Here is a 25,031-nt window from a genome sequence, read left to right on the forward strand (position 1 = left end):
CGCATCGCACCTGGGATGGAAATACCACCAAAGGCAAAAGCCCCAGCCCAAGGTAGCGGTATGACGCCGGTCATACCGTGGGCGCCGGAACGCTTGCTGTTTTCGCAGTTGCGGTTACAAACATCCTCCCAACGGCCGACCAGCCGCACCGACCAGAGGGGATCATGATCAAGGTTGTCCGAGCGAAGCTGCACTGCCTGCGCGTCACCGACGCCAACCTGAACTATCAGGGGTCGATCACCCTCGATCCGGAGCAGTGCGAGGCGGTCGGGATCTACCCGCTGGAATTCGTGGAGATCTGGAACAAGAACTCCGGCGCGCGGATCAGCACCTACGTCATCTATGGGGAGCGCGGCTCGCGCTGCTGCGTGCTCAACGGCTCGGCGGCGCGGAGCTGCCAGCCGGGGGACGAGGTCATCATCGCCGCCTCCTGGTACTGCCAGCCGACGGAGCTGGCGACGCTGCGGCCGCGCGTGCTGACCTTCAACGCCGACAACAGCGTCGACCGGTCGCTGACCTACGACGTGACGGCGCTGGACGGCGGGCGGTTCGACTTCGCGATTCGCGAGGGCGCTTTCCCGGAGCCGGAACCCGCCTGACCCGCCTCCTCCGAATCGCCGCAAATAAAAGAAGCGGCATCGGGCGAGTCCACGCGCAAAGCGAGCGCTTCGACGACTTGCGCGCGTCTTGCGAGGGATAGGCCATGAGTCCCACTTGAACGCGCGGCAATTTTTGCCTACTCTACTTGGGTGGGAGTGCGGACAGCGAGGAGTGCGTGTCATGGGCGTCAGCGGCATAGGGGGCTATCAGCAGCAAGCCTTCACGACACCGTTAAGCAGCGGGCCGGCGGCCCTCCAGCAGACCCGGGGAACCGACGCGAACCAGCAGGCCCAGAAGGCCGAAGAGGATCGCCGCCAGCAGGTCCAGGCCCAGGACCAGCAGGCGCAGCAGAGCCAGCAGGCCCTCTCGTCGGGCGGCAACACCACCCCGACCCGCGGACAGAACCTCAACATCACGGTCTGATCGCGCGTCGTCCAATCGGGACCCGCCCGGCTTGTCCGGCTCCGGGTCCGCAGGGGAAAGGCGGCCAGCCATGGACATCCGAAGCGTTTCCGGCATCCAGGCGAACCGGCCGACTCCGGCATCGGCGGTTCCGACACCGCAATCCGTGGCTGATGCCGCGGCACCGACGTCCCAAACCACGTCCGGCGTTGCGGACCAATCCACCTCGGCGGCGTCCCCGTCCGATCCGGTGGTGGTGGCCGGCGGCTACATCAGCCCGGTCCTGCGCTACGACCAGGACGCTCGTCTGGCCGTCATCTATTTCCGCGACCGGTCCTCCGGCGAAACGCAGAACCAGATCCCGGCGCAGCAGGTGGTCGAGGAATACCGCCGCACCGCCAGCCGCCTGGGCGTTGCGAGCGATGGAGCGGCGGAAGGCCAAGACACCGGCAAAGGGAGCAGGGCATCCGGTGGTACCGCCACGCCGGGCGGCGCCGGACGGAGCGTCGGATCGGGATACGGTGCCGCCGCATCGAGCGCCGCCCCGACCAGCGGACCGCCGCCCGCGACAGGCGCCGGCCCGGCGGGAGCCGCCTCGGCCGCCGTTCCCCGCGCTGCGGGGTCCTACGGCGCCGGTTCGCCGGGGGCCATCGTCTCCGTCACCGTCTGATCCGGCAGTTCGAAGCGGGCGACCAGCGGCGCGTGGTAGCTTTCCGGGGAATGGCTGACCGTGGCGTGGGCGACCAGTTCGTCGCCCAGCGCCTCGTTGTGGATTTCGGCGGAGCGGAACCAGCCCAGCAGGGCGCGTGACACCAGCAGATGGTCGAGCATCACCGCGTCGCCGCCGTGCAGCACGGTGAAGCGCCGCTCCTCGGGGACGGAGCGCTCCAGCGGCACCAGCGACCGCCCGGCGAGATGGCCGTTGCCGGTCTCGTCCAGGTCGGCGCGGATGATGCGGACGGGGGTCTGCTCGATTTCGGCGTTGAGGTCGCCGGCGACCAGGATCAGCGCCTGCGGGTCGGCGTCGAACACCCGCTCCACCGCCAGCCGGGCCTCCAGCGCCTGCCCGGCCCGCTTGATCGAGGCCAGATAGAAGCCTTCCGCCCAGCCGCCGACGCTCTTCCAGGTGGAGGCGTTCTTCTTCTGCCCCGGCACCGGCGCGGCGATCGGCGCGCGCAGATGCAGGTTGAAGACGTGCAGCCGGCGCCCGCCGGGCAGTTCGATCTCGCCGTGCAACACCGGGCGGTCCCAGGTCACGGCGTCGCCGCCGGGCTGGGCCGGGTCGGCGGTGACCATGCGGACCTGTGGGGAGGGCACCAGATCGTGCCGGTACTGCCGCGCCGCCAGGATCGGCCAGCGGCTGACCAGCACGAGGTTGTGGCGGTCGGCCAGCTTCGTCCCCTCGCCGCCGGAGGTGCGGTGGAAATCGGCGTAGGGGCCACCCTCCAGCAGCCGGTTCAGCGCGCGCAGGGTGCGCGGCTCCCCCTTCGCGTCGCGCTGGCCGTTGACCTCCTGAAGGCACAGGATGTCGGCGTCCAGCCGCTCTAACTGCGGGCGCAGGACGGCGGCGCGCTCCTCGAAGGAGAGGTCGCCGGTGTCGTCCAGGCTTTCCAGGTTGAAGGTGGCGATGCGGATGCTGCTGCGGGTGCTGCGGCTCATGACCCCTCCCCGGACGCCCGGCCCGCTCCGGCGCGCGGGCGCGCCAGGAACAGGTGGTTGCGGTTGATGCGCCGCCGCCGCCGCCGGTGCGCGCTCAGCACCGCCGTGGAGGCGACGAGCGTGGCGTCCAGCCCGGCCTCGGCCATGCGCTGGGGGGTATCCGTACCATAAATCCGGTAGTGATAGGGATGGCCGAAGGCGGCCAGCCGCTTGGCGGGGGTGTCCATCGCCGGGTCCTCCCGCGTCGGCCCCTTGGGGTCGTAGGGGAACAGCAGGACGGCGCGGCCCGAAGGTTTCAGCACGCGGGCGATCTCGCGCAGCGCGGCGCGGTCGTCGGGGACATGCTCCAGCACATGGCTGGACAGAACGAGGTCGAACCGGCCGTCCGGAAAGGGCAGGTCGGTCAGGTCGGCCTGCACGTCGGCGGCCGGGTTGAAGCGGTCCAGCGTGACGTAGCGCCGGCCGTGCCGTGCCCGCAGCAGCGGCTCCAGGCAGGGCTCGGGGGCGGTGTGCAGGATGCGCAGCGACCGGCGCAGCACGTCCGTCCGCTCCGCCAGGAGGCTCCACAGGAAACGGTGACGCTCCAGCGACCCGCAGTCCGGGCAGCGGGCGTTGCGCCGCCCACCCAGCCCGAAGGGCAGGAAGCGCGCCGCCTCCCGCCCGCAGAGCGGGCAGAGCAGCGGCCCGGTGGCGGGGATCAGGCCACTGGCCCCCTCGTAGCGCGGGCGCTCGTACAGCGACTCCCGCCGGTAGACGGCGGCCTCGTCGAGATTCTGGTCCGCGATGGCGGGCAGCAGGCGGGACAATCCATGGAGCATGGGGATCAGAACAGTTCCACGTCGCCATCGATCCCGGTCTTGCGCAGCCGGTCCATGAAGGAGGTCTCGGACCGCGCGATGTCGCGCACCGTCTCCTCCGCGATCAGGCGGCGCTGGGTGCGGCCGGAGGTGGGGTAGAAGCGCACCGCGCGGGCCGCCGTGCCGCCGACGTCCCAGCTCATCGTCGGGATGCCTTCGGCGGCCAGATATTCCATGACGAACTCGACGTTGCGCTGGCCGATGCCGGAGCTGCGCGGCGCGCCGTTCACGCTGGCCCCGCCGAAGATCTTGGCGCGCAGCCGGTCGCGCCGCCCGGTCGCCGCCAGCAGCCGGTTGATGAGCTGCTCCATGGCGGCGCTGCCGTAGCGGGAGGAGATGGACAGCCGGTCGCCGTTGTGGTCGGGCAGCAGGAAATGGTTCATTCCGCCGATCGCCGCGACCGGATCGAACAGGCAGGCGGCGATGCAGGAGCCCAGCGTGGTGGTGATGACGACGTTCGGGTCGTCGCTGACCACGCAGCCGCCGACCACGATGTTGACCACCTCCGCGCCCAATTGCCGGTCGTGGTAGCGGTTGGCCGCGATGTCCGGTGTGTCGGAACCCTGCTGGAGTCGGCGTGCGCGCGGGGTGATCGGCATCCAGAACCTCGGTGGGACATTCGGTCGCAGTGTACAACCGACCGTCGCCCTTCGCCAAGCGTCACGGTTGCGGGCGTTTGCAACCCAAAACCCTCACAAGCCGGCCATCCACAACTCCAGAAGATCGGCCTGGAGCTTGCGGGAGCGGGCCAGCCAGGCGCGGGCCTCCGGGGGGATCTCGGCGATGCGGCGGTCCATCCTGCGGTCCATGGCGGCGCGCTGCGCCTCGTCGGTGACGAAGAAGGCGAAGCCGAGCGTGCGCCCGTTCGCCGTCGTCAGCGTTCCGGCCAGCGCCTTGGCGTAGGCCAGCGTGCCCGACTTGGCGCGCACGCCGGGGGGCAGGACCTTGCCCTCGTCCTCGCCGGGCAGGAGGGCCAGCACCGCCGGGCCGGCGCCCTGGATCAGCGCCATGGTCTGGGCCGGGGTGATCCGCGACGCGGCGCTGAGCCCCGAATGGTTGAGCAGCCGCAGCCCCGTCCAGTCGGTGCGCGGGGCCGCCATCATGGCCGGCGCGGTCAGCACCGCCGCCGACTCCGGCAGCGTCCGCACCGCCGGGTCCAGCCGCCGGGCGGCGGCCAGTCCGATGAGTTCCGCCGACAGGTTGTTGGAGTAGCGCAGGACCTGCCGGGCCAGGACCTCCAGCGGCTCGCTGCGGTGCAGGGCGGCCAGCGTGGCGGTTGGCGGCACGGTGCCGGGGGCCGGGGCGGGCAGGACGATCCCCGCCTCGGCGGCCAGCCGGCGGAAGACGTGGGCCGCCGCCAGACCGGGGCGGGTGACCGGAAGCCACAGGCTGGCCGCCATGCCCGGCTGCGGGGCGAAACGCCAGCGCTCGCCCACAGGCTCTCCGACGGCCGGATCTCCGACCGCCGTGGTGAGCGGGGTGAAGGCTGCCCCCGCTCCGGCGCCCAACTGCACCGTCACGCTGTCCAGCGGCACGCGCCCGGTGTCGGACACCGACCAGGCGCTGACCCGCACCGGCTGGCCGGCGGCGGCGGGGCGCGCCCAGTCGAAGCGGAAGCGGTTGAAGTTGAGCGACAGCGCCCCGACCCCGGTGTTGTAGCCGGCGGTCCAGGGCTGGCCGGCGTCGATCTCCGGCATCTCGGGCAGGGCGGAGGTGTCGTAGAGGAAGCGCCCGGTCACCCGCGTGACGCCCATCGCGCCGAGGTCGCGCAGCAGCTCCGCCAGCCCCTCGCTGGACAGGGACGGGTCGCCGCCGCCCTTCAGGATCAGGTCGCCGTCGAGCACGCCGTTTCCCAGCCGCCCGGTGGCGTGAAGCGTCGTCTCGAACCGGTGGTCCGGCCCCAGCACCGCCAGGGCTGCGGCCATCGCCGGCAGCTTGGCGACCGAGGCCGGGGCGAAGGGCTTGGCCGGCTGCCGCTCCGCCAGGACGGCGCCGCTGTCGGGATCGAACAGCACGTAGCCGACGTCATCGGTGGAAAAGCCGTTGCGGGCGATCGCCTCGCGGTCGTCCGGGCCGGTGGCGGCGATGGGCGAGGCGCAGGCCGACACCGCGGAGACGCAGGCCAGCAGGAGCAGGATGGAGAAGGTCGGAATCCGCATGGCGGGCAGTCTAGCGCAAGGCGGCGGTCCGCACCTGCGTCAATCCGGGGATGGTCCGGAATCTTGCTGCGCCGACAATCCGCTTCCCGTACGATGACGGTCAGGAAAAGACGCCACGCCTTTGGGAACGAGTTGCAAGACCCATGATGTCACGGCGACGAAGCGTCACGTTCGAAGTGGTCGTCGAGCAGGGCGGCAAACCCAACATCGACGGCGTCTTCGCCGACGAGGCCGCGGCGCGGGAACGCGCGGCGTATTTGCTTCGACTTGCGAAATTTCCGGTTGTCCGGATTTCCAAGGTGAATCAGGCGGGCAAGGAAGAGGTCATCTTCCAGAAGTCCAGCTCCGGCGGCGGCAAGCCGACCACCATCTCCCCCATCGACGAAACCGACGTCGGCCCCGCCAATCTCTGCACCGACGCGCTCCAGCTCTTCTCCTACGAGAGCCGGATGCTGCTGCTGCGCCTGCTGCGCGGCTATTGGGACGATCAGGCGGTGATCCCGGCCGAGCAGCTCCACCGCTACTACCCGCTGCGCTATTTCGAGCGGGAGGCCCTGCTGTTCAACCCGGCGGTCAGCCGGCTCGCCTCCCTTCAGGCGCCCTTGCTGGGGGTGAAGCCGTTCGACCGCCACGACCAGCTCATGCGGATGTTCACCCGGCTGAAGGAGATGGCCCAGGCGTCGGACACGCTGGCGCCCTTCGACGCGGCGCTGGCCCGCGGCGGGGTGGGCGGCCTGCTGGCGGCGGCGGGAGAGCGCCCGCCGGAGGAGCGCGACCGGCTGGTCACCCACGCCTTCGCCGCGGTGCTGGAGCCCTGCCGCGACTGGCCCGGCAAGGTCAAGGCGCTGCTGCGCTTCCACCGCGAGGACGGCGAGGAGGAGGCGAACCGCCGCCTGCTCGACCAGATGCTGGCGGAGACGGTGGACGGGCGGGAGCCGGTGCGCGCGCTGATCGGCTACGCGCCCGACCTGGGGGCGGCGCTGCACAGCCTGATCGCGGCGGTGCATGGCGACCTCGACGACCGGCTGCCCCACACCGATGAGCTGCTGGCCCTGTCCAACGCGCTGGGCGGCGGCGGGTTCGATGAGACGCGGCGGGCGCTGCTGCGCCGCATCCAGGGCGGTCTGGCCGGCCTGACCCCGCTGACCCGCACCGGCTCCGCCGCGGAGGGCAAGGCCTTCGGCATGATCGTCGATCGGCTGACCCACTTCGACGGCTTCCTGGGCGGCGCCGGCATGGCGGAGGCGCTGACCCGGCGCGCCAAGACGGTGTGGAGCCACGGCGGGCAGGACGCGTCCTTCGACATCGCGGTGCAGCGTCTGGCCACCCGTTTGCCGGCGCCGGCCCAGCGCATCGGCTATCTGCTGGACCTCGCCACCAGCCCCTTCGGGCGCAACAAGCTCAGCGTCCTGATCCGGCAGGTCGCCACCGAATTCGAGAGCATCACCTCGGCCCGCGAGCTGGTCGCGCCCGGCGTCAGCACCGACGATGTGCGCGGCGGGCTGGGCCGCCGTCTGCGCGCCGCCGGCATTCCCCGCGCGCTGGCCGAGGGGCTGATCGCCAGGATCGCCGCGATTCCGGACGCCGAACGGTCGCTCGGCATCCCCTTGCTGGCCGCTCCGGCGGCCGATGCCGTGACGCGGGCGACCGAGGAGACGATTCTGATCGACGCCCCGCGAGCGACGGAGCGGCTGGTCCTGTTCTGGCGCGGCCAGACCCGGGCGATTCCGGAGGACGGAGCCCAGCTCGTCATCGGGCGGTCGTCGCAGTGCCAGTTCGTCCTCGACATCGCCTCGGCCTCGCGCCGGCACGTCGCGGTGTCGCGCCAGGACGGCGTCTTCGTGGTGGAGGATCTCAGCCGCAACGGCACCCAGATCGCCGTGCCGGGCGTGGCGGAGCCGCGGCGGCTGAAGGCCGGCGAACCGCTGCCGCTGCCGCCGCGCGGCGAGATCGTCATCGGCTCCACGGAGCTGGGCGAGGAGCCGGCCCGCATCGCCTGGGAAATCGTCAAGCGCTGAAGGCGTCTTCCAGCGGGTGGAACACGGGGCGCCAGCCGTCGCCGCGCACCGCCAGCGCGCCGACCAGCCCCGGCGCTGGGCGCAGGTCGAACAGGGACCAGTCCGTGGCACGCCCGGCCTCCAGCGCGCCGTCCAGGCTGAGCAGGCGGGCGGGGCGGCCCGGCACCAGCTCCACCGCGAAGCGGTCGAGCGGCGTCGACAGCCCCTGGCCGGTCGCCTTAATGAAGGCCTCCTTGCGGGTCCAGCCGTTCAGGAACGCCTCGTCGCGCAGCGTGTCGGGCAGGGCGGCGAAGGCGGCGCGCTCCTCCGGCGCGAAGAAGCGCTCGGCGATTCCGGCGGCGTCCGGCAGGCGGCGCAGCCGTTCGACGTCCACGCCCAGCTCCACCGTCTCATGGGGAGCGATGGCGATCATCACGTGATCCTTGCAGTCGGCGAGATTGAAAGCCGGTCCGCCGGGCAGGGAGGGCTTGCCCATCGGCCCGTAGGCGAAGGCCAAGGCCGCCGGGTCGCGGCCCGTCACCCGCCCGAGCCGATGGCGCAGCAGCCCGCGCCGCAGGACGCAGCGGGTGCGCAGCTCCTCCGTCGCGAAACGGGCGGCCCGCGCCGCCTCGTCGGGGGAGAGCAGGGCGCGGAACGCCTCCAGCCGGTGCGCCAGCCCGCGCAGGTCGGCATAACAGAGTTGAATTTCTTCCGTTTCCCGCATCGGATGTCCCCATTCCCCGGATTCGGGACTATAACCGCGCTGGCCCCGCGCGGCGATTGCGCTATCATGCGCCTCCCTTTTGCCGGATCTGGAATCATGGTCGATACCGCTCAGCTTGCTCCGCATCTGTCCAACGTCGTCAAGGACGCCGCCATTCCCGAGCTGCCCAACCACTACCGGGGCAAGGTGCGCGAGAATTACGACCTTCCCGACGGGCGGCGCGTCATCATCGCCACCGACCGGCTGTCGGCCTTCGACATCATCCTGACCGCCATTCCCTTCAAGGGGCAGGTGCTGACCCAGATCGCCCGCTACTGGTTCGAGGCGACCAAGGACCTCTGCCCGAACCACGTCCTGGAATACCCGGACCCCAACGTCGTGGTCGCCAAGCGGCTGACCATCATGCCGGTGGAGATCGTGGTCCGCGACTATCTGGCCGGCACCACCGGCACCTCGCTGTGGACGATGTACAAGAAGGGCCGGCGGGAGATGTACGGCCACGTGTTCCCCGACGGGCTGCGCGAGAACCAGAAGCTGCCGGAAACGATCATCACCCCGACCACCAAGGCGTTCGACGCCGGCCATGACGAGGAGCTGACCGCCGCCCAGATCGTCGAGCGCGGGCTGCTGACCCAGGCCCAGTGGGACGAGGTGACGGCGAAGGCGCTGGCCCTGTTCGCCCGCGGGCGCGAGATCGCGGCGGCGCGCGGCCTGATCCTGGTCGACACCAAGTACGAGTTCGGCTTCGACGAGGCCGGCAACATCATCCTCGCCGACGAGATCCACACGCCGGACAGCAGCCGCTACTGGTTCGCCGCCAGCTATCCGGAGCGGTACGAGGCCGGGCAGCGCCCGGAGAGCTTCGACAAGGACTTCGTGCGGAGCTGGGTGACCCAGCGCTGCGACCCCTACAAGGACGCCATCCCGGAAATCCCGGCGGAGGTCGTGCTCGAGGCCGCCCGCATCTACATCGAGGCGTTCGAGACCATCACCGGCCAGACCTTCCAGGTTCCCACGGAAGTCACGCCGGCGGTGGAGCGCATCCGGGCCAACCTGGCGCCCTATTTCGCGAAGCCGTGATGAAGATCGCCATCCTCGACGATTACCAGAACGTCGCGCGCGATCTGGCGGAGTGGCATCGCCTGCCCAACGGCAGCGCGCTGACGGTCTTCGAGCGGCCGATCCCGGCGGAGGAGGTGGCGGGCACGCTCGCCCCCTACAGCGTCCTGGTGATCATGCGGGAACGCACGCCGTTCCCCGCGTCGCTGATCGACGCGCTGCCGAACCTGCGGCTTCTCGTCACCACGGGCGGGCGCAACAACGCCATCGACCTGGAGGCCTGCAAGGCCCGCGGCATCACCGTCTGCGGGACCGGCATGGTCGGCACCCCGACGGCGGAGCTGACCTGGGGCCTGATCCTGGCGCTGGTCAAGCGCATCCCGCAGGAGGAGCGCGGCCTGCGCGCCGGGCGCTGGCAGGCCGGCCTGACGCAGGGGCTGGCCGGCAAGCGCCTCGGCCTCGTCGGGCTGGGCAAGCTCGGCACGCAGGTGGCGCGGGTCGGCCAAGCCTTCGGGATGGAGGTCGCGGCCTGGAGCCCCAACCTGACCGACGAGCGGGCCGCGGCGGCCGGCGTTTCCCGGCTGGACAAGCGCGACCTGTTCGCCACCTCCGACATCGTCAGCGTCCATCTGGTGCTGGGCGAGCGGACGCGCGGCGTGGTCGGGGCGGACGACATCGACGCGATGAAGCCCTCGGCCTTCTTCGTGAACACGTCGCGCGCCGGTCTGGTGGACGGGGACGCCCTGCTGGCGGCCCTGCACGAGCATCGCATCGCGGGCGCCGGTCTGGACGTCTTCCCCGTGGAGCCGCTGCCGGTGGACAGCCCCTGGCTGGAGGCGCCGAACACGGTGCTGACGCCGCATCTGGGCTATGTCACCCGCGAGAACTACGAGGTCTTCTACCGCGACGCGCTGGACGACATCCTCGCCTGGCACGCCGGCGAGCCGGTGCGGATGCTCGCCTAAGGACGGGACGATGCCGCCCCGCCCTTTCCCCATGGCGCGGGGAAGGGCGGGGCGTCCCGCATGGGCGCAAGCCCTTGATAATTTTCAGGCTTCCGTGTCTTTCCCGGATCGGCCTCCAAGAGGCGCCGTCACGCCCCGCCCGTCCGCTTTTTCGCCCCCGCAACACGGATTGTGGGATTACAGCCGCGGCCAAGACGTAGATGGAAGGCAACCCCGCCACTTGCGGGGGCGCGATTCCATTCCCAAAATGGGTGTGAAGCCTGGGGCAAGGGCGGAGATGAACGAGTTTCGTTGCGAGGCGCGGGCCCTGCCGGGGTCGCGTATCCGTTGGGTGGAGCGACCTTCGGTCCCGGCGACGATTGGCGCTGTGGACAAGGCGTGCCGAATTTGATTGGAAGTCTGTTGGTTCACGGCCATCCCGGCTCGGACCGCGGACGGTCGGGACAGGAGACGGAAGGTTTGCCACCCATGGAGACAGGAATGAACATCTCGGACCTCTTGTCCGCACACAACGTCATTCTCGATGCCGGGCCGGCCAACAAGGAAACCCTGCTCGACCTTCTCGCCACCGAGGCGTCCAGCCGCATCGGAGCCCCCAAGGAGGAGATTCTCAAGGCCCTGCAGGCGCGGGAGCACATCGGCTCCACGGCGCTGGGTAAAGGCGTGGCGCTTCCCCACACGGAATTGCGCGGCACCGAGGATCCGCTGGTGCTGTTCGCCCGGCTCCGTAAACCCATCGATTTCGAGGCCCGCGACGACGAGCCGGTGGACCTGTTCTTCCTCGTGCTCTGGCCGACCGCGACCCGCAAGGGCCTGCTCCCCGTCATGGGCGAGATCTGCAAGGCCCTGCGCGATCCGCAATCCCTGCGCAAGCTGCGTCAGGCGGAGACGCCCGACACGGTGGTGCAGCTCGTCCGGCAGGCGCTTCCCCCCAACGCCGAACGGGAGCCTGACGACGACGATTTCTGACCTGATGCTTTTTGACCAAGCGATTTCTGGCCGGCGCGGCGAGGGACCCCCATCCTTCCTATATTCGTAAAGCCGTCCGTTCTCAGCATTTTGGCCCCTCCGATTGCCCGAGATCCACTTGTCACAGACCATGTCCGACGCCCTGCTGCTCCTGGCCGCCACCGGCCTTCCGTTCGCCGGCGCGATCGTCGCCGGGATGCTGCCGACGCACGCGCGCAACACCGCGGCGTGGCTGGCCGGTGCGATCGCGACCGTCGGGCTGGGTCTGGTGTGGGCCGCCTACCCGACGGTGGCGGCGGGCGGGGTGATCCGTCATTCGATGGCCTGGATGCCGTCGCTCGGCCTCGACCTCACGCTGCGGATGGACGGCTTCGCGTGGCTGTTCGCCGGGCTGGTGTTCGGGGTCGGCGCGCTCGTCGTGCTGTACGCGCGCTATTACATGTCGGCGGACGATCCGGTCCCGCGCTTCTTCGCGTTCCTGCTGGCCTTCATGGGGTCGATGACGGGGGTGGTGCTCTCCGGCAACCTGATCCAGCTCGCCTTCTTCTGGGAGCTGACCAGCCTCTTCTCCTTCCTGCTGATCGGCTACTGGCACCACACGGCGGCGGCCCGCGACGGCGCGCGCATGGCGCTGACCATCACCGCGACGGGCGGATTGTGCCTGTTCGCCGGTGTCCTGCTGCTCGGCCACATCGTCGGCAGCTACAACCTCGACGTCGTTCTGGCCTCGGGCGACAAGATCCGCGCGCACGCGCTCTACCTGCCGGCGCTGGTCCTCATCCTGATGGGCGCCCTGACCAAGAGCGCGCAGTTCCCGTTCCATTTCTGGCTGCCGCACGCCATGGCGGCGCCCACCCCCGTCTCGGCCTATCTGCATTCGGCGACCCTGGTGAAGGCCGGCGTCTTCCTGATGGCCCGGCTGTGGCCGGTGCTGGCGGGGACGGAGGCGTGGTTCTGGATCGTCGGCAGCGCCGGTCTGGCCACCCTGCTGATCGGCGCCTATGTGGCGATCTTCCAGAACGACCTGAAAGGACTTCTGGCCTATTCGACCATCAGCCATCTCGGGCTGATCACGCTGCTGCTCGGGCTCAACAGCGAACTCGCCATGGTCGCGGCGATCTTCCACATCCTCAACCACGCCGCCTTCAAGGCGTCGCTGTTCATGGCCGCCGGCATCATCGACCATGAGACGGGGACCCGCGACCTCCGGCGTCTGTCCGGCCTGAACCGCTTCATGCCCTTCACGACGCGGCTGGCGATGGTGGCCGCCGCCGCCATGGCCGGCGTGCCGCTGATGAACGGCTTCATCTCCAAGGAGATGTTCTTCGCCGAGACGCTGACGGCCCAGGCGTCGCTGCCGCTGCTGCTCCACATCCTGCCCTTCGCCGCGATGGTGGCGAGCGCCTTTGCCGTGGCCTATTCGCTGCGCTTCATCCACGGCGCCTTCTTCGGCCCCGACCCGGTCGACCTGCCGCACCTGCCGCACGAGCCGCCGGCCTGGATGCGTCTTCCCGTCGAGATCCTGGCGCTGGCCTGCATCATCATCGGCCTGCTGCCCGCGGCCACCGTGGGGCCGTACCTGAACATGGCGGCCCACGCCGCGCTCGGCGCCGCGACGCCGGAATACAGCCTGGCGGTCTGGCACGGCTTCAACACGCCGCTGGTGATGAGTCTGCTCGCCCTGGCGGCCGGCGTGACGCTCTACTTCCTGCTGCAGCCGCTGTTCCGGCGGAACATCGAAGGCCCGCCCTTCATCAGCCGCCTGGAAGGCCGTCGCATGTTCGAGCGGAGCATGGTCTTCCTGTCCTGGCGGCTCGCCCGGACGCTGGAGGGCCTGCTGGGCACCCGGCGCCTGCAGCCCCAGCTTCGTCTGGTCGTCTGCGTCGCCATCCTGGCCGCGGGCTGGGCGGTCTACCGGCGCGGGCTCGGTCCGGGCAATCTGGTGCCGCAGGGCATCGACCCCGTGCTCGCCCTGATCTGGGCGATCGGTGCGGCCTGCGCGCTCGGGGCCGCGTGGCAGGCCAAGTTCCACCGCCTCGCCGCGCTGATCCTGCTCGGCGGCACCGGTCTGGTCACCTGCGTCACCTTCGTCTGGTTCTCCGCCCCCGACCTCGCGCTGACCCAGCTGCTGGTCGAGATCGTCACCACGATCCTGCTGCTGCTCGGCCTGCGCTGGCTGCCCAAGCGGCTTCCCGGCACCGGCACGTCGGAGGTGATGCGGACGGGCCGCCGCCTGCGCGACCTCGCCATCGCCATCACCGCCGGGCTCGGGATGGCCGGGCTGGCCTTCGGCGTGATGACCCGCTTCCCGCCGGAAATCCTGGCGCAGCATTTCCTGGAGCGCGCCTACACCGAGGGCGGCGGCACCAACGTCGTCAACGTGATCCTGGTCGATTTCCGCGGCTTCGACACGCTGGGCGAGATCGCCGTGCTGGGCGTGGTGGCGCTGACCGCCTACGCGCTGCTGCGCCGCTTCCGCCCCGCCCCCGACAGCGTGGACGTGCCGGAGCAGCAGCGCGACCAGAGCGCCTACGACATCGCCCGGCCCGAGCGGCGGGAGGGCGACACGGTGGCCGACTGGCTGCTGATCCCCTCGGTGATCGCGCGCCTGCTCTTCCCGGTGGTCGGCATGGTCGCGCTGTTCCTTCTGCTGCGCGGCCACGACCTGCCCGGCGGCGGCTTCGCCGCGGGGCTGATGGGGTCGATCGCCATGATCCTGCAATACATGCTGGGCGGCACACAGTGGGTGGAGGCGCGGCTGCGCGTGCTGCCGCTGCGCTGGATGGGCCTCGGGTTGCTGCTGGCCGCCGGCACGGGCCTGGGCGCCCTGCTGTTCGGGCGGCCCTTCCTGACCACCTACTTCGCCTACGCGAACCTTCCGCTCATCGGCGAGATTCCGACGGCCAGCGCGCTGCTGTTCGACATCGGCGTGTTCGCGCTGGTCATCGGCGCCACCATGCTGACCCTGATCGCGCTGGCCCGCCAGTCGGTCCGCGGCCATCGCGCCGCGGCACCCCGCGCCCCGGCGGCGAGCGTCCCCGCGGCGCCCGCTCCGGTCGCGACCGCTGCCCCGACCGGCGCCCCGACCGCCGCAACCGGAGACGATTGATGGAACTTATCCTCGCCCTCGGGATCGGGGTGCTGACGGGCTCCGGCGTCTGGCTGCTGCTGCGTCCCCGCACCTTCCAGGTCATCATCGGCCTGTCGCTGCTCTCCTACGCCGTCAACCTCTTCATCTTCTCGACCGGCGGCCTGCGCACGGGGGCGGCCCCGGTGCTGGAGCGCGGCATGGCCGGCAGCCTCGCCACCCACGCCGACCCGGTGCCGCAGGCCCTGGTCCTCACGGCCATCGTCATCAGCTTCGCGACGACGGCGCTGTTTCTCGTCCTGCTCCTCGCCGCGCGGGGCCTGACGGGAACCGACCATGTGGACGGCAAGGAGAAGTCCCGGTGAACGGGTGGCCAATGAGCGCTTGGATGAATCATCTGGTGATCGCGCCGATCATCATCCCGCTGCTGGTCGGCGCGCTGTTGATGCTGATCGACGAGCGGCGGCGGGCGCTGAAGGCCACGCTCGGCGTGGCGTCGGCGTCGGCGCTGCTGGCGCTGGCGGTGCTGCTGCTCTATCTGACGGACCACACCGCCACCGGGGCGGACGCCACCGTGCGCGTCTACCGGCTGGGCGACTGGCCGTCGCTGTTCGGCATCGTCCTGGTGCTCGACCGGCTGTCGGCGATGATGCTGGTGCTGACCGGCATCCTGGGGCTGTCCGCCCTGGTCTTCGCGCTGGCGCGCTGGCAGAAGGCGGGGGCGCATTTCCATTCGCTGTTCCAGTTCCAGCTGATGGGGCTGAACGGCGCCTTCCTGACCGGCGACCTGTTCAACCTGTTCGTTTTCTTCGAGATCATGCTGGCCGCCTCCTACGGGCTGGCGCTGCACGGCTCCGGCCTCGCCCGCGTCCGCGCCGGGCTGCACTACATCGCCATCAACCTGGCGGCGTCCCTGCTCTTCCTGATCGGGGTGAGCATGATCTACGGCGTGTCCGGCACGCTGAACATGGCCGAGCTGGCCGTGCGCATCGCCGCGGTGGCGCCGGAGGACCGCGGGCTGCTGGAGGCCGGGGCGGCGATCCTCGGCGTCGCCTTCCTGATCAAGGCGGGCATGTGGCCGCTCGGCTTCTGGCTGCCGAACACCTACACCACGGTCGGCGCTCCGTCCGCCGCGATCATCTCGATCCTCAGCAAGGTCGGCATCTACGCCATCATCCGGATCTGGCTGCTGGTCTTCGGCGACAGCGCCGGGACCTCGGCCGGGTTCGGCGGGCACTGGCTGCTGATCGGCGGGGTCCTGACCATCGCCTTCGGCTCCATCGCGGTGCTGGCGACGCAGAATCTGGCGCGGCTGGCCGGGGCCAGCGTGCTGGTCTCCTCCGGCACGCTGCTGGCCGCGGTCGGCGCCGGGCAGGTGGCGGTGACCGGCGGCGCGCTGTTCTACATGACCAGCTCCGTCCTGGCGATCGCCGGGCTGTTCCTGCTGATCGAGCTGGTGGAGCGCGGCCGCATGGTCGGCGCCGACGTGCTGGCGGTGACGCGCGAGGCCTTCGGCGAGGGCGAGGACGAGGAGTCGGACGACGACGACGCCATCGGCGTGTCGATCCCGGCGATCATGGCAATCCTCGGCATCGCCTTCATGGCCTGCGCGCTGCTGTTGGCGGGATTGCCGCCGCTGTCCGGCTTCCTCGCCAAGTTCGCCATCCTGGCGCCGATGCTGGCGCAGGGGGCGGAGGGGCTTCCCATCACCACCTGGGCGCTGATGGCGGCGCTGATCCTGTCCGGTCTGGCGACGGTGGTCGCGATGAGCCGCACCGGCATCGACGTCTTCTGGGCGTCGCCCGCCGGCGACCTGCCGCGCGTGCGCCTCGTGGAACTCGGGCCGGTGATGCTGTTGCTGGCGCTCTGCGTGGCGCTGACCGTCCAGGCCGGTCCGGTGATGCGCTACATGGAGGACACCGCCCGCTCCCTGCACGGACCGGAGCGCTACGTCCAGGGGGTGATGACCACCGCGGCGCCGGGAACCGGCAAGGGGGCCGCGCCATGAAGCGCTGGTGGCCGTACCCGCTGCTGACCGCCGCGCTCGTGGCGATGTGGCTGCTGCTGACCGAGAGCGTGGCGCTCGGCTCGATCCTGATGGGGACCATCCTGGCGACCGTCGCGCTCTGGGGCTTCCGGGCCCTCGACCCGCCGGGCGGACGGCTGAAGCGGCCGCGCGCCGCGTTCGCGCTCGCCGGGCTGGTGATGGCCGACGTCGCCCGCTCCAATCTCGCGGTCGCCAAGATCATCCTGAACCCGCGCAAGACGGAGCGGGTGTCCGGCTTCCTGCGCATCCCCCTCGACATGCGGGCGCCCTACGGTCTGGCGACTCTGGCCTGCATCATCACGGGGACGCCGGGAACGATCTGGGTGGAATACAACTCCGCGAACAACAGCATCCTTCTCCACATCCTCGATCTGGTCGACGAGAAGACCTGGATCGACACCATCAAGGGACGGTACGAGAAGCGCCTGATGGAGATCTTCGAATGACCGCCACGCTGCTGCTCTGGTCGATCTTCCTGGCGCAGATCCTGCTGGTCGCCGCCATGGCCTGCGCGACCATCCGCGTGTTGCGTGGGCCGCGGGCGCAGGACCGGGTGCTGGGGCTCGACACGCTGTACGTCAACGCCACGATGCTGCTGCTGACCTTCGGCATCCGCACCGGCAGCACGCTCTATTTCGAGGCGGCGCTGATCATCGCGCTGCTCGGCTTCGTCGCGACGGCGGCGCTGGCGAAGTTCCTCATGCGCGGAGAGGTGATCGAATGACGCATCTGGCCGACCTGCCGGTCTGGGCGGCGATCCCGGTGGCGCTTCTCCTCCTGCTCGGCGCCTCGCTGGCGCTGATCGGGTCCATCGGGTTCGTGCGGCTGCGCAGCTTCTACGAGCGCGTCCACGCCCCGACGCTGGGCACCACCATGGGCATCGGCTCCGTGCTGCTGGCCTCGATGCTGTGCTTCACCGTGCTGCAGTCGCGGCTGGTGCTGCACGAGATTCTGATCGCGATCTTCATGGTGGTGACCACGCCGATCACGCTGATGCTGCTCGCCCGCGCCGCCCTCTACCGCGACCGCAGCGAGGGCAGCGACGACGTGCCGGCGGCGCCGCCGGTCCCACCGGTTCAGACCGCCGCGCCGCCGGCCCCGGACGCCGCTCCGCCGGTGTAGGCCCGGCCTCGGCGCGTCAGGTCGCCTCGACCTTTCTTATTCAGGTCGCCTCGACCTGGGCGAACATGCCGGAGTCGTCGGTGAAGCTCTTGAACTCCAGCCCGTTGCCCGAGGGATCGAGGATGAAGAAGGTCCCCTGTTCCGACGGCTTGCCGGGGTAGCGGATCTGCGGCTCCAGCAGGAAGGTCGCCCCGGCGGCCTCCAGCCGCTCCCTCAGCGCGTCCCACTCCGGGCGCGGCAGCACCGCCCCGAAATGATGCAGCGGCACCGCCTTGCCGTCGACCATGCTGGTCTCGGTCGAGCGTGGCTCGGACGAGCGGTGGGCGGAGATCTGGTTGCCGAAGAAGTCGAAATCGATCCACCGCTCGGTGGAGCGCCCTTCGCGGCAGCCCAGGACATCGACGTAGAAACGGCGTGTTTCCTCGATGTCCCGGATGGGAAAGGCGAGATGGAACGCGAACACCGGCGCACCCTTTTGACGTTGGTTCGGGTGGCCAGGGTAGACCGCGCTCCGTGGCGCCAACAAACGAATTCAGCGGGGGGGGGGGATGGCGCGAAAACGTTGCGGCCCCTGGAGCTTTCCACGGGCCGCAACGGTCAGCGCGATCAGAAGGCCAGACGGGTGTCGAGCATCACGATGTGCGCGCGGTCCTTCAGATCGCCGCCGTCGGGACGGCCCGCCTGCAGGGTGGACCGCACATAGTCGTACTCCAGCCCGGCGGTGAAGCCGGGGGCGACGGTCCAGGTGACGCCGCCCTGCCAGATGTCCGCCTTGCTCGGCGTGGACATGGTCGCGCTGTCGTTGCCCAGCGCCCGCAGGTAGTTGGCGGCGAACAGCAGCGGCCCGGCGCCGTACTGCGCGCCGAAGATCCAGTTCTGCTGCGCCCGCGTCTGGGCGAGTCCCTCGGCGTAGGCGCTGTCGCCGCTGTAGGCGTAGCTGGCGCCGACCTTCACCGGTCCATAGCCGACGTTGGCACCGACATGAACGGAGTTCAGGTCCTCGAAGGACTGGCTGACGACGCCGTCGGTCTGGCGCACCGCCTTGCCGGTCGCGTAGAAGGCGCTGCCCTCGATGCTGAGGTCGCCGACCGCGGTCTGGAAGGCGCCACCGACCTCGACCACGTCGCGGAAGGACAGCAGGTCGCCCAGCGCGTCGGTGGTGCGGCGGTTGACCGACGTGTTGGAGTCGCCGCTGCGCGGCATGTAGGACACCGCCACCGACAGACCGCCGAAGCTCGGCGTGATGTAGACCAGCTTGGTGCCGGTGTCGTAGGCGATCAGCGTGCGCAGGCTGGTGGCGGCCAGCGGCAGGGCGCCGAAGGTCGAGGAGCCGTTCAGGAACAGGATGCCGTTGCTGTCCGGGCTGCCGGCCACGCCCTCGACGTTCGGGCCGATCATCCCGTATTCGTCCGACAGGCCGTTGATGACGCCGGCCTGGATCGTGCCGAAGGCGCCGTTGGCGAAGAGGAAGGCGCGGTCGTTCTCGATGTTGCGGGTCGAGACGCTCGGATCGCCGTTGCCCGCCACGATGCGCAGCCGCGCGCCGTAGGTCAGGCCGTTGTCGGCGGTGGCCGTCGGGGTGACGACCAGACGGTAGCGGTTGGCGAACTCGCGCGGGCGCAGACCCTCATCCTGGTCCTGGCGGATGTAGGCGCCCTGGAAATAGGCGTCGCCGCCGAGGATCAGGTCGAAGCTCGGCTCTGCCAGGGCCGGGGCCGACGTCAGGGCGGCGAAGGCGGTGCCGGCGAGAGCGGCGGCGCGAAGGGAGAAGGCGTTCATGGGCGTCGTCATTCCAGGGTCGAGGCTTGCGGGGGCGGTGTTTTGAAATCCCCTCTCCCCTCCGGGGAGAGGGTCAGGGTGAGGGGGTTGCGCGTGTCGGACCGTTCGGCACAAGCGCACCCCCCTCACCCGGCGCCTTTGGCGCCACCCTCTCCCCAGGGGGGAGAGGATTCGTACAGAACCAGCGGCGGCCGAAGGCGGTGAGGTTGTCGTCCTGCAACCGGGCGAGGCAGAGGACTTCCACGCTGTCGGCCCAGCGCGGGTTGATGCGGCGGAACTGGGCGACCGCCGGGCTGTCCAGCTTGGCCTCGCTGATGGCGCGGGCTTCCTCGGTCAGGCCGTAGCCCTGCCACTGCCAGTCCACGGTGCCGGTGCCGGCGTCGTAGTACTGGGCGAAGCACTCCCGCCCGATGTGGTCGCGGAACGCCCGGTCGAGGGCGTCGGGCTCCGTGTCCAACTGCGGCGTGTGGCGGACGAACAGCATCGGCATGTAGCGGTAGGAGCGGTAGCCGACCGCGCTGTAGCTCCAGTACCACAGCCGTCCCGACCGGTCGGCGCGGGTGCGGGCGACCATCTCGGCGACCATCGAGCGCACCAGCTCGTTCGATCCCCAGAAGCGGCGCTCCAGGATGCAATGGGCGGTGTGGAAGGCGCCGACGGCGGCACCGCCGATCTCGATCTCCTGCCGGTAGACGGTGGCGAAGCCGACCAGCTCCCCGGTCCCGGCGTCCTCCTGCACCACGCAGTGGTCGAGGTCTTCCAGCTCCTCGTTGAAATAGTCCTCGCCGTAGCCTTCGAACCAGACGCTGAGCAGGGCGAACATCGCCGCCCGCCGCTCCGGCGTCAGGGCTGTCGGCGCGACGAAGCTGGTCCGCAGGGGAGGACGCGCCGCGGGCGTGGTCATCCCTCTGCTCCGGCCTCAGCCCCGGCCCCGGTCAGGTAGAGCGCCGCCCCGGCCTCGCGCACGTCGGCGCAGATGTCCTCATAGTTGCAGGTGATCTCCTCCCCGGCGGCGATGTCGCGGCGGGCGACGAAGCGCCGCCAGTCGCCGGGGTCGGCCCGCCCGATGGACGGGCCATCGGCGTGGTTGAGGAACCGGGCGTCGTCGCCGGGCAGAAGGACGCCGACCCCCTCGATCACGCAGCCGTGGAAGTCGATCAGCCGGGCGACCTGCGGAAACTCCGCCAGCACGGCGTCGTCGGGCGCCAGCAGGCGGTCGATGCGGGCGTCGAACGCCCACACCGGCGTGCCGGCGGCGACCGCCTCCTCGGCGAAGAGCCCCAGCCCGTGGATCGGGCTGGAGGCGAGGCGGGTGGCGATGAGGAGCGGCATGGCGTCCTTCTCCGGCGTTGGGGCTCAGGCGGCGGCGGTGGCCGGCGCTCCGGCCGGGGCCAGCGACTCGTCGAACTCGAAGCTGGCGGCGTCGTCGACGAACTGCTCGGCGATGGTCGTGCCGGGGTTGGTCAGGCAGACGCCGATGTAGTCGGCGAAGCGCGGCGGCGGGGTGAAGCCCTCGGCCAGCAGGCGGCTGTTGTCGAAGGCGATGTCCTGCGCGGTGAAGCGGTGGTACTTGCGCCCGCCGGCCATCATCGTCCGGTGCAGGATGTCGCGCTGCGGGAAGGCCAGGCGGAAGGCGCGGTCGAAGGGCTTCCAGCCTTCCGGGCCCTTCGGGTCGAAGAAGCTGTAGGGGCGGGTGCCCTCATGGCCGTGCGCGGCGAAGGCGGCCTGGAAGTCGCTCCACATGGTGCGGCTGCCGTGGCCGGCGGAGATGTGGTAGAGGTTGTGCTTCAGCTCGGGCTTGCGCAGGAGGTCGTGCAGCCGGGCCGAGGCCCAGTCCACCGGGACGATGTCGATGAAGCCGTCCGGCGAGCAGGGCAGGACGCCGGTGCGGTCGACCAGCCGGAAGAACCAGAAGATGCTGGCGCTCGGGCGCACGCCCATGGCGGTGTGGCCGACGACGATGGACGGGCGGCAGACGACGATCGGCAGGTCGGGGAAGCCGGCGGCCAGCGCACGCTCCGCCGCGGCCTTGCTGCGGGTGTACTCGACGATGTGCGGCGTGTCGTGGCCGGGGGCCGGAGCCTCCTCGACCATCTCCAGCCACGGCGTCTCGCCGCAGCAGAAGGCGGTGCCGATGTGCAGGAAGCGCTGGAGATGCTTCATGCGGCGGGCGCGGGCGGCCAGCGCCAGCGTGCCGTCGACGTTGATCTGCCAGACCGAATGCCGGCTGTCGAAGGAGGTGTCGGCGGCGACGTGGACGATGTGGGTCACCGCGTCCAGCCGCGGGTCGGCGCTGGTCGCCAGCGACTGCAGGTCGCCCGGGATGATCTGGCAGAGATCGGCGTAAGCCTGGGCCGTGGCGCGGTCGACGCAGCGCATCAGGTTGGTGGCGAGACGGGCGCGGCAGGCGGCCTCGTCGGCGCCGCGGATCAGCAGCAGGCAGTCCGCCGCGGTCCCGTTCTTGACGGCGTCGAGGTAGAAGGAGCCACCGAGAAAGCCGGTGCCGCCGGTGAGAAGGATCATGGTGTGCCTCGGTCTCGCGTCTGGGGGAGGGGAGGGTTCGGTTGGTGGCCGCGACCGGCGGGCCCCGATCCGTCGGTTTGGATCAGGCGGGCAGCAGGTCGGGGGCCGGAAGGGTGGGTGTGGTGTCGAGCCGGCGAATACCGCCCTGCTCGACCTGGATCTGCACGTCGGCGGCGTCGAAATAGGCGTCGTCGTGGGTCACGGCGATCACGGTGATGCCGCGCGCCTTCATCCAGGGAATGATCTCGCGGTAGAATTTCCGCCGGAAATAGGGGGACTGGTCGGCGGCCCATTCGTCGAGCACCAGCACGGGCTTGCGCTCCAGCAGGGCGGCGGCCAGCGCGAGGCGCTTCTTCTGCCCCTGCGACAGGTCCACCGTCGTGAAGGCGCGGTCCTCGACCGCCACCTTGTCGGACATCTCCAGCAGGTCGAGCAGCTCGTCGGCGAAGCCGTCCTCCAGCGACACCGCGCCGTAGAGCTGGCGGGTGACGTGGTTGTCGGAGAAGACGACCGAGAACAGGTCGCGGTAGGACCCCAGCGTGTCCGCCGTCACCACCGTGCCGTCCACCGTCAGGCTGCCGCGCTGCGCCGGGTAGAGGCCGAGCAGCAGGTGGATCAGCGTGCTCTTGCCGGCTCCGTTGTGGCCGGTGACGAAGACGACGCTGCCGCGCTCCACCGTCAGGTCGATGGGGCCGACCGTGAAGGAGCCGGTGCCGTCGCGTCCGGGGTGGCGGTACGACGCGCCGTCGAGCGCGAGGGTGGAGAAGTCGGCGAAACCGGTCGGCGGCGTGTCCTTGGCCCGGCGCTGCGCAGGACGGGATGTGGCGGGGCGGGGCGGCGCCTTCAGCTCCGCCTCCACCGCCAGATAGGAGCGGGCGGCGGTCTCGGCGCTGATGTAGGAGGGGTAGGAGGCGACGATGGTGATGACCGGGTAGGCGATGAAGGCGGCGGCGTGGCCGGCCAGAACGACGGTCGCGATGTCGGTGCTCGTCACCGCCGGCAGCAGGAAGATGATCCCGGCCAGCGCCGCGTAGTAGGTCAGCTCGCTCAGCGTGAAGTAGTGGCTGTACTCGGCGCCGAAGCGGTGGCGCTCCTTGCGTAGCGCCTCGGCGCAGGCGGTGGCGTCGGACAGCGCATTGGCGGCGCGGCGGCGGTTCAGCTTGCACTCGCGCAGGGTCTGCAGGATGTGGTCCGACCGCTCCGACAGCGCGCCCTCGGCCTCGTGGATCGTTTCCGACAGCCGCTCCAGCCGCAGGACGGAGCGGGTGATCAGGATGCCGCCGACCGTCAGGAAGCCCAGAACGATCAGCACCGCGGCGTTCGACAGGGTGGCGAGGTAGAGCAGGCACAGCACGATCGCCGCGACCGACTGGAAGCTGATGACCAGCGTCGGCACCGCCTGGGCGAGAAGCTGAAGCTCCGGCCCCGCCACCTGGGCAAGACGGCTGGACCCGACCGCCATGGCGTCGGGCAGGTCGGCGGCCACCGCGCGGCGCAGCAGGTCGACGCGCAGAACCGCCAGCGCCGCCTGCATCCGCTTGGACGCCGCGCTCATCATCCAGCCCTGGGCGAACCGCCAGGAGAAGGCGGACAGCAGGAAGATGAACAGCAGACGCTGCAACCCCTCCGGATCGTCCATGATGACCAGCGCGCTGTTCAGCGAGGTCAGCAGGGCGAGGTTGAGGGCCGCCGCCAGCACCGCCAGCAGCATCAGCGGCTGCATGTTGCGCAGGGCGTCGCGTCTCAGGATGCGCCAGAGATCCATCGCCGGGTCACTTGGGCTGGATGAGGTCGAGCAGGCGGGACGGCGACATGGTCGACAGGATGGGGGCCGCCGCGGCCTTCCCGTCCTTGGTCGGCCCGGCGGAGGCCCCCGCCGGCTCGGGCTTGACGCCGGGAACCGGCGCGGTCGGCGGGCGGTGGCCGGCGGGTTCGGCGCCCGCTTGGTTCAGGCTGGGCATCTGGGCGACCGGCACCTGTCCGGGGGTGCCCTCGCCGCTCAGCGAGGGGAGCTGGGCGGCGGGCGGCACCGGCAGGCCGCTCGGCAGGGTGACCGTCGCGGCCCCCGCCTGCGGCGCGCCGGGGGCGGGGGCGCCCGGCATCGGGAGGGTGGCGCCCTGGCCCGAGGCGGCGTCGAGGATCAACGGCAGGCCGCCGCTGGCGGCGTTGCCGATGACGACGATCTTGGCGTTGGGCGAATGGGCCAGCTCCAGCGTCGCCTCGATGCCGCGCCAGCGCAGGTAGTTCTCGGTCAGGTTGGCCTGCACCGTCTCCTGGAAGGCGCGGATGCCCTGTCCTTCGAGCTGCTTGCGCTGGCTCTCGAACAGCTCGCGCTGCAGGCGGAACTGGTATTCCTGGGCGGCCTGGTCCTGCTGGATCTTGCGCTCGATCGACACCATGATCGCTTCGGGCAGCGAGACGTTGCGGATCAGGATGTCCTGGATCAGCAGGTAGCCGGTCTTGGTCCGCCCGTCGGGCTTCGGCGTGTCCTCGGCCCCGATGATCTGGGCGTACATCACGCGGTCGGCGACCTGCTCGAAGGTCTCGGTCTGAACGCGCAGGCGGCGGTGGGCGTAGAGCTCGTCGGCCTTGAAGCGCGACACGATCTCGCGCGAGACCGACCCGACCTCCGGCACCAGCAGCACTTCTAGGTAGTTCGGCCCGACGTTCTTGTGCAAGGCGGCCAGCATCTCCGCGTAGGGGCGGTAGCGCACCGTGATCTCGATGCTGACGTTCAGGCCGTCGTTGGCGATCGCCGAGTAGGAGCGGGTGTCTTCCTGCAGGCGCAGGTCGTAGACCTCGATCTTGTCCCAGGGGAAGATGACGTGCACGCCCTCGGCCAGGGCCGGAGCCATCTGGGTGCCCTGATGGAAGCGCTTCCACAGCACGCCGCCGTGGCCGGCGGGGATGAAGACAACGATCGACGGCGCGAAGTAGAGGAAGATCAGGATGCCGACCAGCAGCGTGCACAGCAGCGACCGGCGGTGCTCCTCGTACCAGTGGCCGAGCAGCGCGCGCAGGCGCGACTTCGGCTGCGGCGTCGCGTCGGCGTCGTCGTAGGTGAAGGCCTGGTCAGCCATG

The 25,031-nt window shown here is 70.4% G+C and carries 24 protein-coding genes and 1 pseudogene; 13 read left to right on the forward strand and 12 right to left on the reverse strand.

Features of this window, described 5'->3' with window-relative positions:
• Positions 1 to 164: 164 nt before the first annotated feature.
• From panD to DXK32_RS06120, 3 genes and pseudogenes are all read left to right on the forward strand, one after another.
• Positions 165 to 563 (forward strand): annotated as a pseudogene (panD, locus tag DXK32_RS06110) (aspartate 1-decarboxylase); the annotation flags it as partial.
• A 217-nt stretch (positions 564 to 780) separates the two neighbouring features.
• Positions 781 to 1,023 carry a hypothetical protein gene (locus tag DXK32_RS32025; RefSeq protein WP_162801094.1) on the forward strand — a complete coding sequence of 81 codons (243 nt, stop codon included), beginning with the start codon at positions 781 to 783 and terminating at the stop codon, positions 1,021 to 1,023.
• Between the two features lie 70 nt (positions 1,024 to 1,093).
• On the forward strand, positions 1,094 to 1,672 hold the full coding sequence (locus DXK32_RS06120) for a hypothetical protein (RefSeq protein ID WP_162801095.1): 579 nt from the start codon (positions 1,094 to 1,096) through the stop codon (positions 1,670 to 1,672).
• Here the strand turns inward: DXK32_RS06120 and DXK32_RS06125 are convergent.
• From DXK32_RS06125 to dacB, 4 genes are all read right to left on the reverse strand, one after another.
• The gene (locus DXK32_RS06125; protein ID WP_114857701.1) at positions 1,627 to 2,661 is read right to left on the reverse strand and encodes an endonuclease/exonuclease/phosphatase family protein; all 1,035 of its coding nucleotides are present in this window, start codon (positions 2,659 to 2,661) and stop codon (positions 1,627 to 1,629) included. The two genes, DXK32_RS06120 and DXK32_RS06125, sit on opposite strands and share 46 nt — an antisense overlap.
• On the reverse strand, positions 2,658 to 3,479 hold the full coding sequence (locus DXK32_RS06130; protein ID WP_114857702.1) for a class I SAM-dependent methyltransferase: 822 nt from the start codon (positions 3,477 to 3,479) through the stop codon (positions 2,658 to 2,660). Before DXK32_RS06130 ends, DXK32_RS06125 begins: the two co-directional genes overlap by 4 nt.
• A gap of 5 nt (positions 3,480 to 3,484) precedes the next feature.
• Complete coding sequence (locus DXK32_RS06135) at positions 3,485 to 4,117, reverse strand: chemotaxis protein (RefSeq protein ID WP_114857703.1); 633 nt, start codon at positions 4,115 to 4,117, stop codon at positions 3,485 to 3,487.
• 93 nt (positions 4,118 to 4,210) lie between these two features.
• A complete protein-coding gene (dacB, locus tag DXK32_RS06140; RefSeq protein ID WP_114857704.1) occupies positions 4,211 to 5,677 on the reverse strand; it encodes a D-alanyl-D-alanine carboxypeptidase/D-alanyl-D-alanine endopeptidase in 1,467 nt (488 codons plus the stop codon).
• Positions 5,678 to 5,820: 143 nt separating this feature from the next.
• Here dacB and DXK32_RS06145 point away from each other — a divergent pair, with 143 nt between their 5' ends.
• Positions 5,821 to 7,695 carry an FHA domain-containing protein gene (locus DXK32_RS06145; protein WP_114857705.1) on the forward strand — a complete coding sequence of 625 codons (1,875 nt, stop codon included), beginning with the start codon at positions 5,821 to 5,823 and terminating at the stop codon, positions 7,693 to 7,695.
• Here the strand turns inward: DXK32_RS06145 and DXK32_RS06150 are convergent.
• Positions 7,685 to 8,398 carry a 4'-phosphopantetheinyl transferase family protein gene (locus DXK32_RS06150; RefSeq protein WP_114857706.1) on the reverse strand — a complete coding sequence of 238 codons (714 nt, stop codon included), beginning with the start codon at positions 8,396 to 8,398 and terminating at the stop codon, positions 7,685 to 7,687. The genes DXK32_RS06145 and DXK32_RS06150 overlap by 11 nt on opposite strands.
• Before the next feature lie 96 nt (positions 8,399 to 8,494).
• Between DXK32_RS06150 and DXK32_RS06155 the strand changes: the two genes are divergently transcribed.
• The 9 genes from DXK32_RS06155 (at position 8,495) to mnhG (ending at position 17,648) form a co-directional block, all read left to right on the forward strand.
• Entirely contained in the window at positions 8,495 to 9,478 is a 984-nt protein-coding gene (locus DXK32_RS06155) for a phosphoribosylaminoimidazolesuccinocarboxamide synthase (RefSeq protein ID WP_114857707.1), read from the forward strand.
• On the forward strand, positions 9,478 to 10,422 hold the full coding sequence (locus tag DXK32_RS06160; RefSeq protein ID WP_114857708.1) for a D-2-hydroxyacid dehydrogenase family protein: 945 nt from the start codon (positions 9,478 to 9,480) through the stop codon (positions 10,420 to 10,422). The genes DXK32_RS06155 and DXK32_RS06160 overlap by 1 nt, the downstream gene beginning before the upstream one ends.
• 480 nt (positions 10,423 to 10,902) lie before the next feature.
• Entirely contained in the window at positions 10,903 to 11,391 is a 489-nt protein-coding gene (locus DXK32_RS06165; RefSeq protein ID WP_114857709.1) for a PTS sugar transporter subunit IIA, read from the forward strand.
• A 118-nt stretch (positions 11,392 to 11,509) separates the two neighbouring features.
• On the forward strand, positions 11,510 to 14,500 hold the full coding sequence (locus DXK32_RS06170; RefSeq protein WP_247877001.1) for a monovalent cation/H+ antiporter subunit A: 2,991 nt from the start codon (positions 11,510 to 11,512) through the stop codon (positions 14,498 to 14,500).
• Positions 14,500 to 14,844, forward strand: a complete 345-nt coding sequence (locus DXK32_RS06175; RefSeq protein ID WP_014197933.1) for a Na+/H+ antiporter subunit C — start codon at positions 14,500 to 14,502, stop codon at positions 14,842 to 14,844. The genes DXK32_RS06170 and DXK32_RS06175 overlap by 1 nt, the downstream gene beginning before the upstream one ends.
• Before the next feature lie 23 nt (positions 14,845 to 14,867).
• Complete coding sequence (locus DXK32_RS06180; RefSeq protein WP_114857711.1) at positions 14,868 to 16,487, forward strand: monovalent cation/H+ antiporter subunit D; 1,620 nt, start codon at positions 14,868 to 14,870, stop codon at positions 16,485 to 16,487.
• On the forward strand, positions 16,484 to 16,972 hold the full coding sequence (locus tag DXK32_RS06185) for a Na+/H+ antiporter subunit E (RefSeq protein WP_114857712.1): 489 nt from the start codon (positions 16,484 to 16,486) through the stop codon (positions 16,970 to 16,972). Before DXK32_RS06180 ends, DXK32_RS06185 begins: the two co-directional genes overlap by 4 nt.
• A complete protein-coding gene (locus DXK32_RS06190) occupies positions 16,969 to 17,250 on the forward strand; it encodes a K+/H+ antiporter subunit F (protein WP_014197930.1) in 282 nt (93 codons plus the stop codon). The genes DXK32_RS06185 and DXK32_RS06190 overlap by 4 nt, the downstream gene beginning before the upstream one ends.
• Positions 17,247 to 17,648 carry a monovalent cation/H(+) antiporter subunit G gene (gene mnhG, locus DXK32_RS06195; protein WP_114857713.1) on the forward strand — a complete coding sequence of 134 codons (402 nt, stop codon included), beginning with the start codon at positions 17,247 to 17,249 and terminating at the stop codon, positions 17,646 to 17,648. Before DXK32_RS06190 ends, mnhG begins: the two co-directional genes overlap by 4 nt.
• A gap of 40 nt (positions 17,649 to 17,688) precedes the next feature.
• On the opposite strand, the gene DXK32_RS06200 is transcribed toward mnhG, so the two are convergent.
• From DXK32_RS06200 to DXK32_RS06230, 7 genes are all read right to left on the reverse strand, one after another.
• The gene (locus DXK32_RS06200; RefSeq protein WP_114857714.1) at positions 17,689 to 18,111 is read right to left on the reverse strand and encodes a VOC family protein; all 423 of its coding nucleotides are present in this window, start codon (positions 18,109 to 18,111) and stop codon (positions 17,689 to 17,691) included.
• A gap of 143 nt (positions 18,112 to 18,254) precedes the next feature.
• Positions 18,255 to 19,439, reverse strand: a complete 1,185-nt coding sequence (locus tag DXK32_RS06205) for a porin (protein WP_247877002.1) — start codon at positions 19,437 to 19,439, stop codon at positions 18,255 to 18,257.
• A 61-nt stretch (positions 19,440 to 19,500) separates the two neighbouring features.
• Positions 19,501 to 20,331, reverse strand: a complete 831-nt coding sequence (locus DXK32_RS06210; protein ID WP_114857716.1) for a hypothetical protein — start codon at positions 20,329 to 20,331, stop codon at positions 19,501 to 19,503.
• Complete coding sequence (locus tag DXK32_RS06215) at positions 20,328 to 20,759, reverse strand: SET domain-containing protein (protein ID WP_114857717.1); 432 nt, start codon at positions 20,757 to 20,759, stop codon at positions 20,328 to 20,330. The genes DXK32_RS06210 and DXK32_RS06215 overlap by 4 nt, the downstream gene beginning before the upstream one ends.
• A 24-nt stretch (positions 20,760 to 20,783) precedes the next feature.
• On the reverse strand, positions 20,784 to 21,950 hold the full coding sequence (locus tag DXK32_RS06220) for an SDR family oxidoreductase (protein ID WP_114857718.1): 1,167 nt from the start codon (positions 21,948 to 21,950) through the stop codon (positions 20,784 to 20,786).
• An 82-nt stretch (positions 21,951 to 22,032) separates the two neighbouring features.
• Positions 22,033 to 23,715 carry an ATP-binding cassette domain-containing protein gene (locus tag DXK32_RS06225; RefSeq protein ID WP_114857719.1) on the reverse strand — a complete coding sequence of 561 codons (1,683 nt, stop codon included), beginning with the start codon at positions 23,713 to 23,715 and terminating at the stop codon, positions 22,033 to 22,035.
• A 7-nt stretch (positions 23,716 to 23,722) separates the two neighbouring features.
• On the reverse strand, positions 23,723 to 25,030 hold the full coding sequence (locus DXK32_RS06230) for an SPFH domain-containing protein (RefSeq protein ID WP_114857720.1): 1,308 nt from the start codon (positions 25,028 to 25,030) through the stop codon (positions 23,723 to 23,725).
• Between the last annotated feature and the right edge of the window lies 1 nt (position 25,031).

Source organism: Azospirillum brasilense (genome assembly GCF_003349955.1).
Lineage (GTDB): Bacteria > Pseudomonadota > Alphaproteobacteria > Azospirillales > Azospirillaceae > Azospirillum > Azospirillum brasilense_B.

Excerpts from the sequence above, each read along its gene's own strand:
- DXK32_RS32025 (WP_162801094.1), top strand. The coding sequence starts at position 781 with ATGGGCGTCAGCGGCATAGGGGGCTATCAGCAGCAAGCCTTCACGACA.
- DXK32_RS06120 (WP_162801095.1), top strand. The coding sequence starts at position 1,094 with ATGGACATCCGAAGCGTTTCCGGCATCCAGGCGAACCGGCCGACTCCG.
- DXK32_RS06125 (WP_114857701.1), bottom strand. The coding sequence starts at position 2,661 with ATGAGCCGCAGCACCCGCAGCAGCATCCGCATCGCCACCTTCAACCTG.
- DXK32_RS06130 (WP_114857702.1), bottom strand. The coding sequence starts at position 3,479 with ATGCTCCATGGATTGTCCCGCCTGCTGCCCGCCATCGCGGACCAGAAT.
- DXK32_RS06135 (WP_114857703.1), bottom strand. The coding sequence starts at position 4,117 with ATGCCGATCACCCCGCGCGCACGCCGACTCCAGCAGGGTTCCGACACA.
- dacB (WP_114857704.1), bottom strand. The coding sequence starts at position 5,677 with ATGCGGATTCCGACCTTCTCCATCCTGCTCCTGCTGGCCTGCGTCTCC.
- DXK32_RS06145 (WP_114857705.1), top strand. The coding sequence starts at position 5,821 with ATGATGTCACGGCGACGAAGCGTCACGTTCGAAGTGGTCGTCGAGCAG.
- DXK32_RS06150 (WP_114857706.1), bottom strand. The coding sequence starts at position 8,398 with ATGCGGGAAACGGAAGAAATTCAACTCTGTTATGCCGACCTGCGCGGG.
- DXK32_RS06155 (WP_114857707.1), top strand. The coding sequence starts at position 8,495 with ATGGTCGATACCGCTCAGCTTGCTCCGCATCTGTCCAACGTCGTCAAG.
- DXK32_RS06160 (WP_114857708.1), top strand. The coding sequence starts at position 9,478 with ATGAAGATCGCCATCCTCGACGATTACCAGAACGTCGCGCGCGATCTG.
- DXK32_RS06165 (WP_114857709.1), top strand. The coding sequence starts at position 10,903 with ATGAACATCTCGGACCTCTTGTCCGCACACAACGTCATTCTCGATGCC.
- DXK32_RS06175 (WP_014197933.1), top strand. The coding sequence starts at position 14,500 with ATGGAACTTATCCTCGCCCTCGGGATCGGGGTGCTGACGGGCTCCGGC.
- DXK32_RS06180 (WP_114857711.1), top strand. The coding sequence starts at position 14,868 with ATGAATCATCTGGTGATCGCGCCGATCATCATCCCGCTGCTGGTCGGC.
- DXK32_RS06185 (WP_114857712.1), top strand. The coding sequence starts at position 16,484 with ATGAAGCGCTGGTGGCCGTACCCGCTGCTGACCGCCGCGCTCGTGGCG.
- DXK32_RS06190 (WP_014197930.1), top strand. The coding sequence starts at position 16,969 with ATGACCGCCACGCTGCTGCTCTGGTCGATCTTCCTGGCGCAGATCCTG.
- mnhG (WP_114857713.1), top strand. The coding sequence starts at position 17,247 with ATGACGCATCTGGCCGACCTGCCGGTCTGGGCGGCGATCCCGGTGGCG.
- DXK32_RS06205 (WP_247877002.1), bottom strand. The coding sequence starts at position 19,439 with ATGACGACGCCCATGAACGCCTTCTCCCTTCGCGCCGCCGCTCTCGCC.
- DXK32_RS06210 (WP_114857716.1), bottom strand. The coding sequence starts at position 20,331 with ATGACCACGCCCGCGGCGCGTCCTCCCCTGCGGACCAGCTTCGTCGCG.
- DXK32_RS06215 (WP_114857717.1), bottom strand. The coding sequence starts at position 20,759 with ATGCCGCTCCTCATCGCCACCCGCCTCGCCTCCAGCCCGATCCACGGG.
- DXK32_RS06220 (WP_114857718.1), bottom strand. The coding sequence starts at position 21,950 with ATGATCCTTCTCACCGGCGGCACCGGCTTTCTCGGTGGCTCCTTCTAC.
- DXK32_RS06225 (WP_114857719.1), bottom strand. The coding sequence starts at position 23,715 with ATGGATCTCTGGCGCATCCTGAGACGCGACGCCCTGCGCAACATGCAG.
- DXK32_RS06230 (WP_114857720.1), bottom strand. The coding sequence starts at position 25,030 with ATGGCTGACCAGGCCTTCACCTACGACGACGCCGACGCGACGCCGCAG.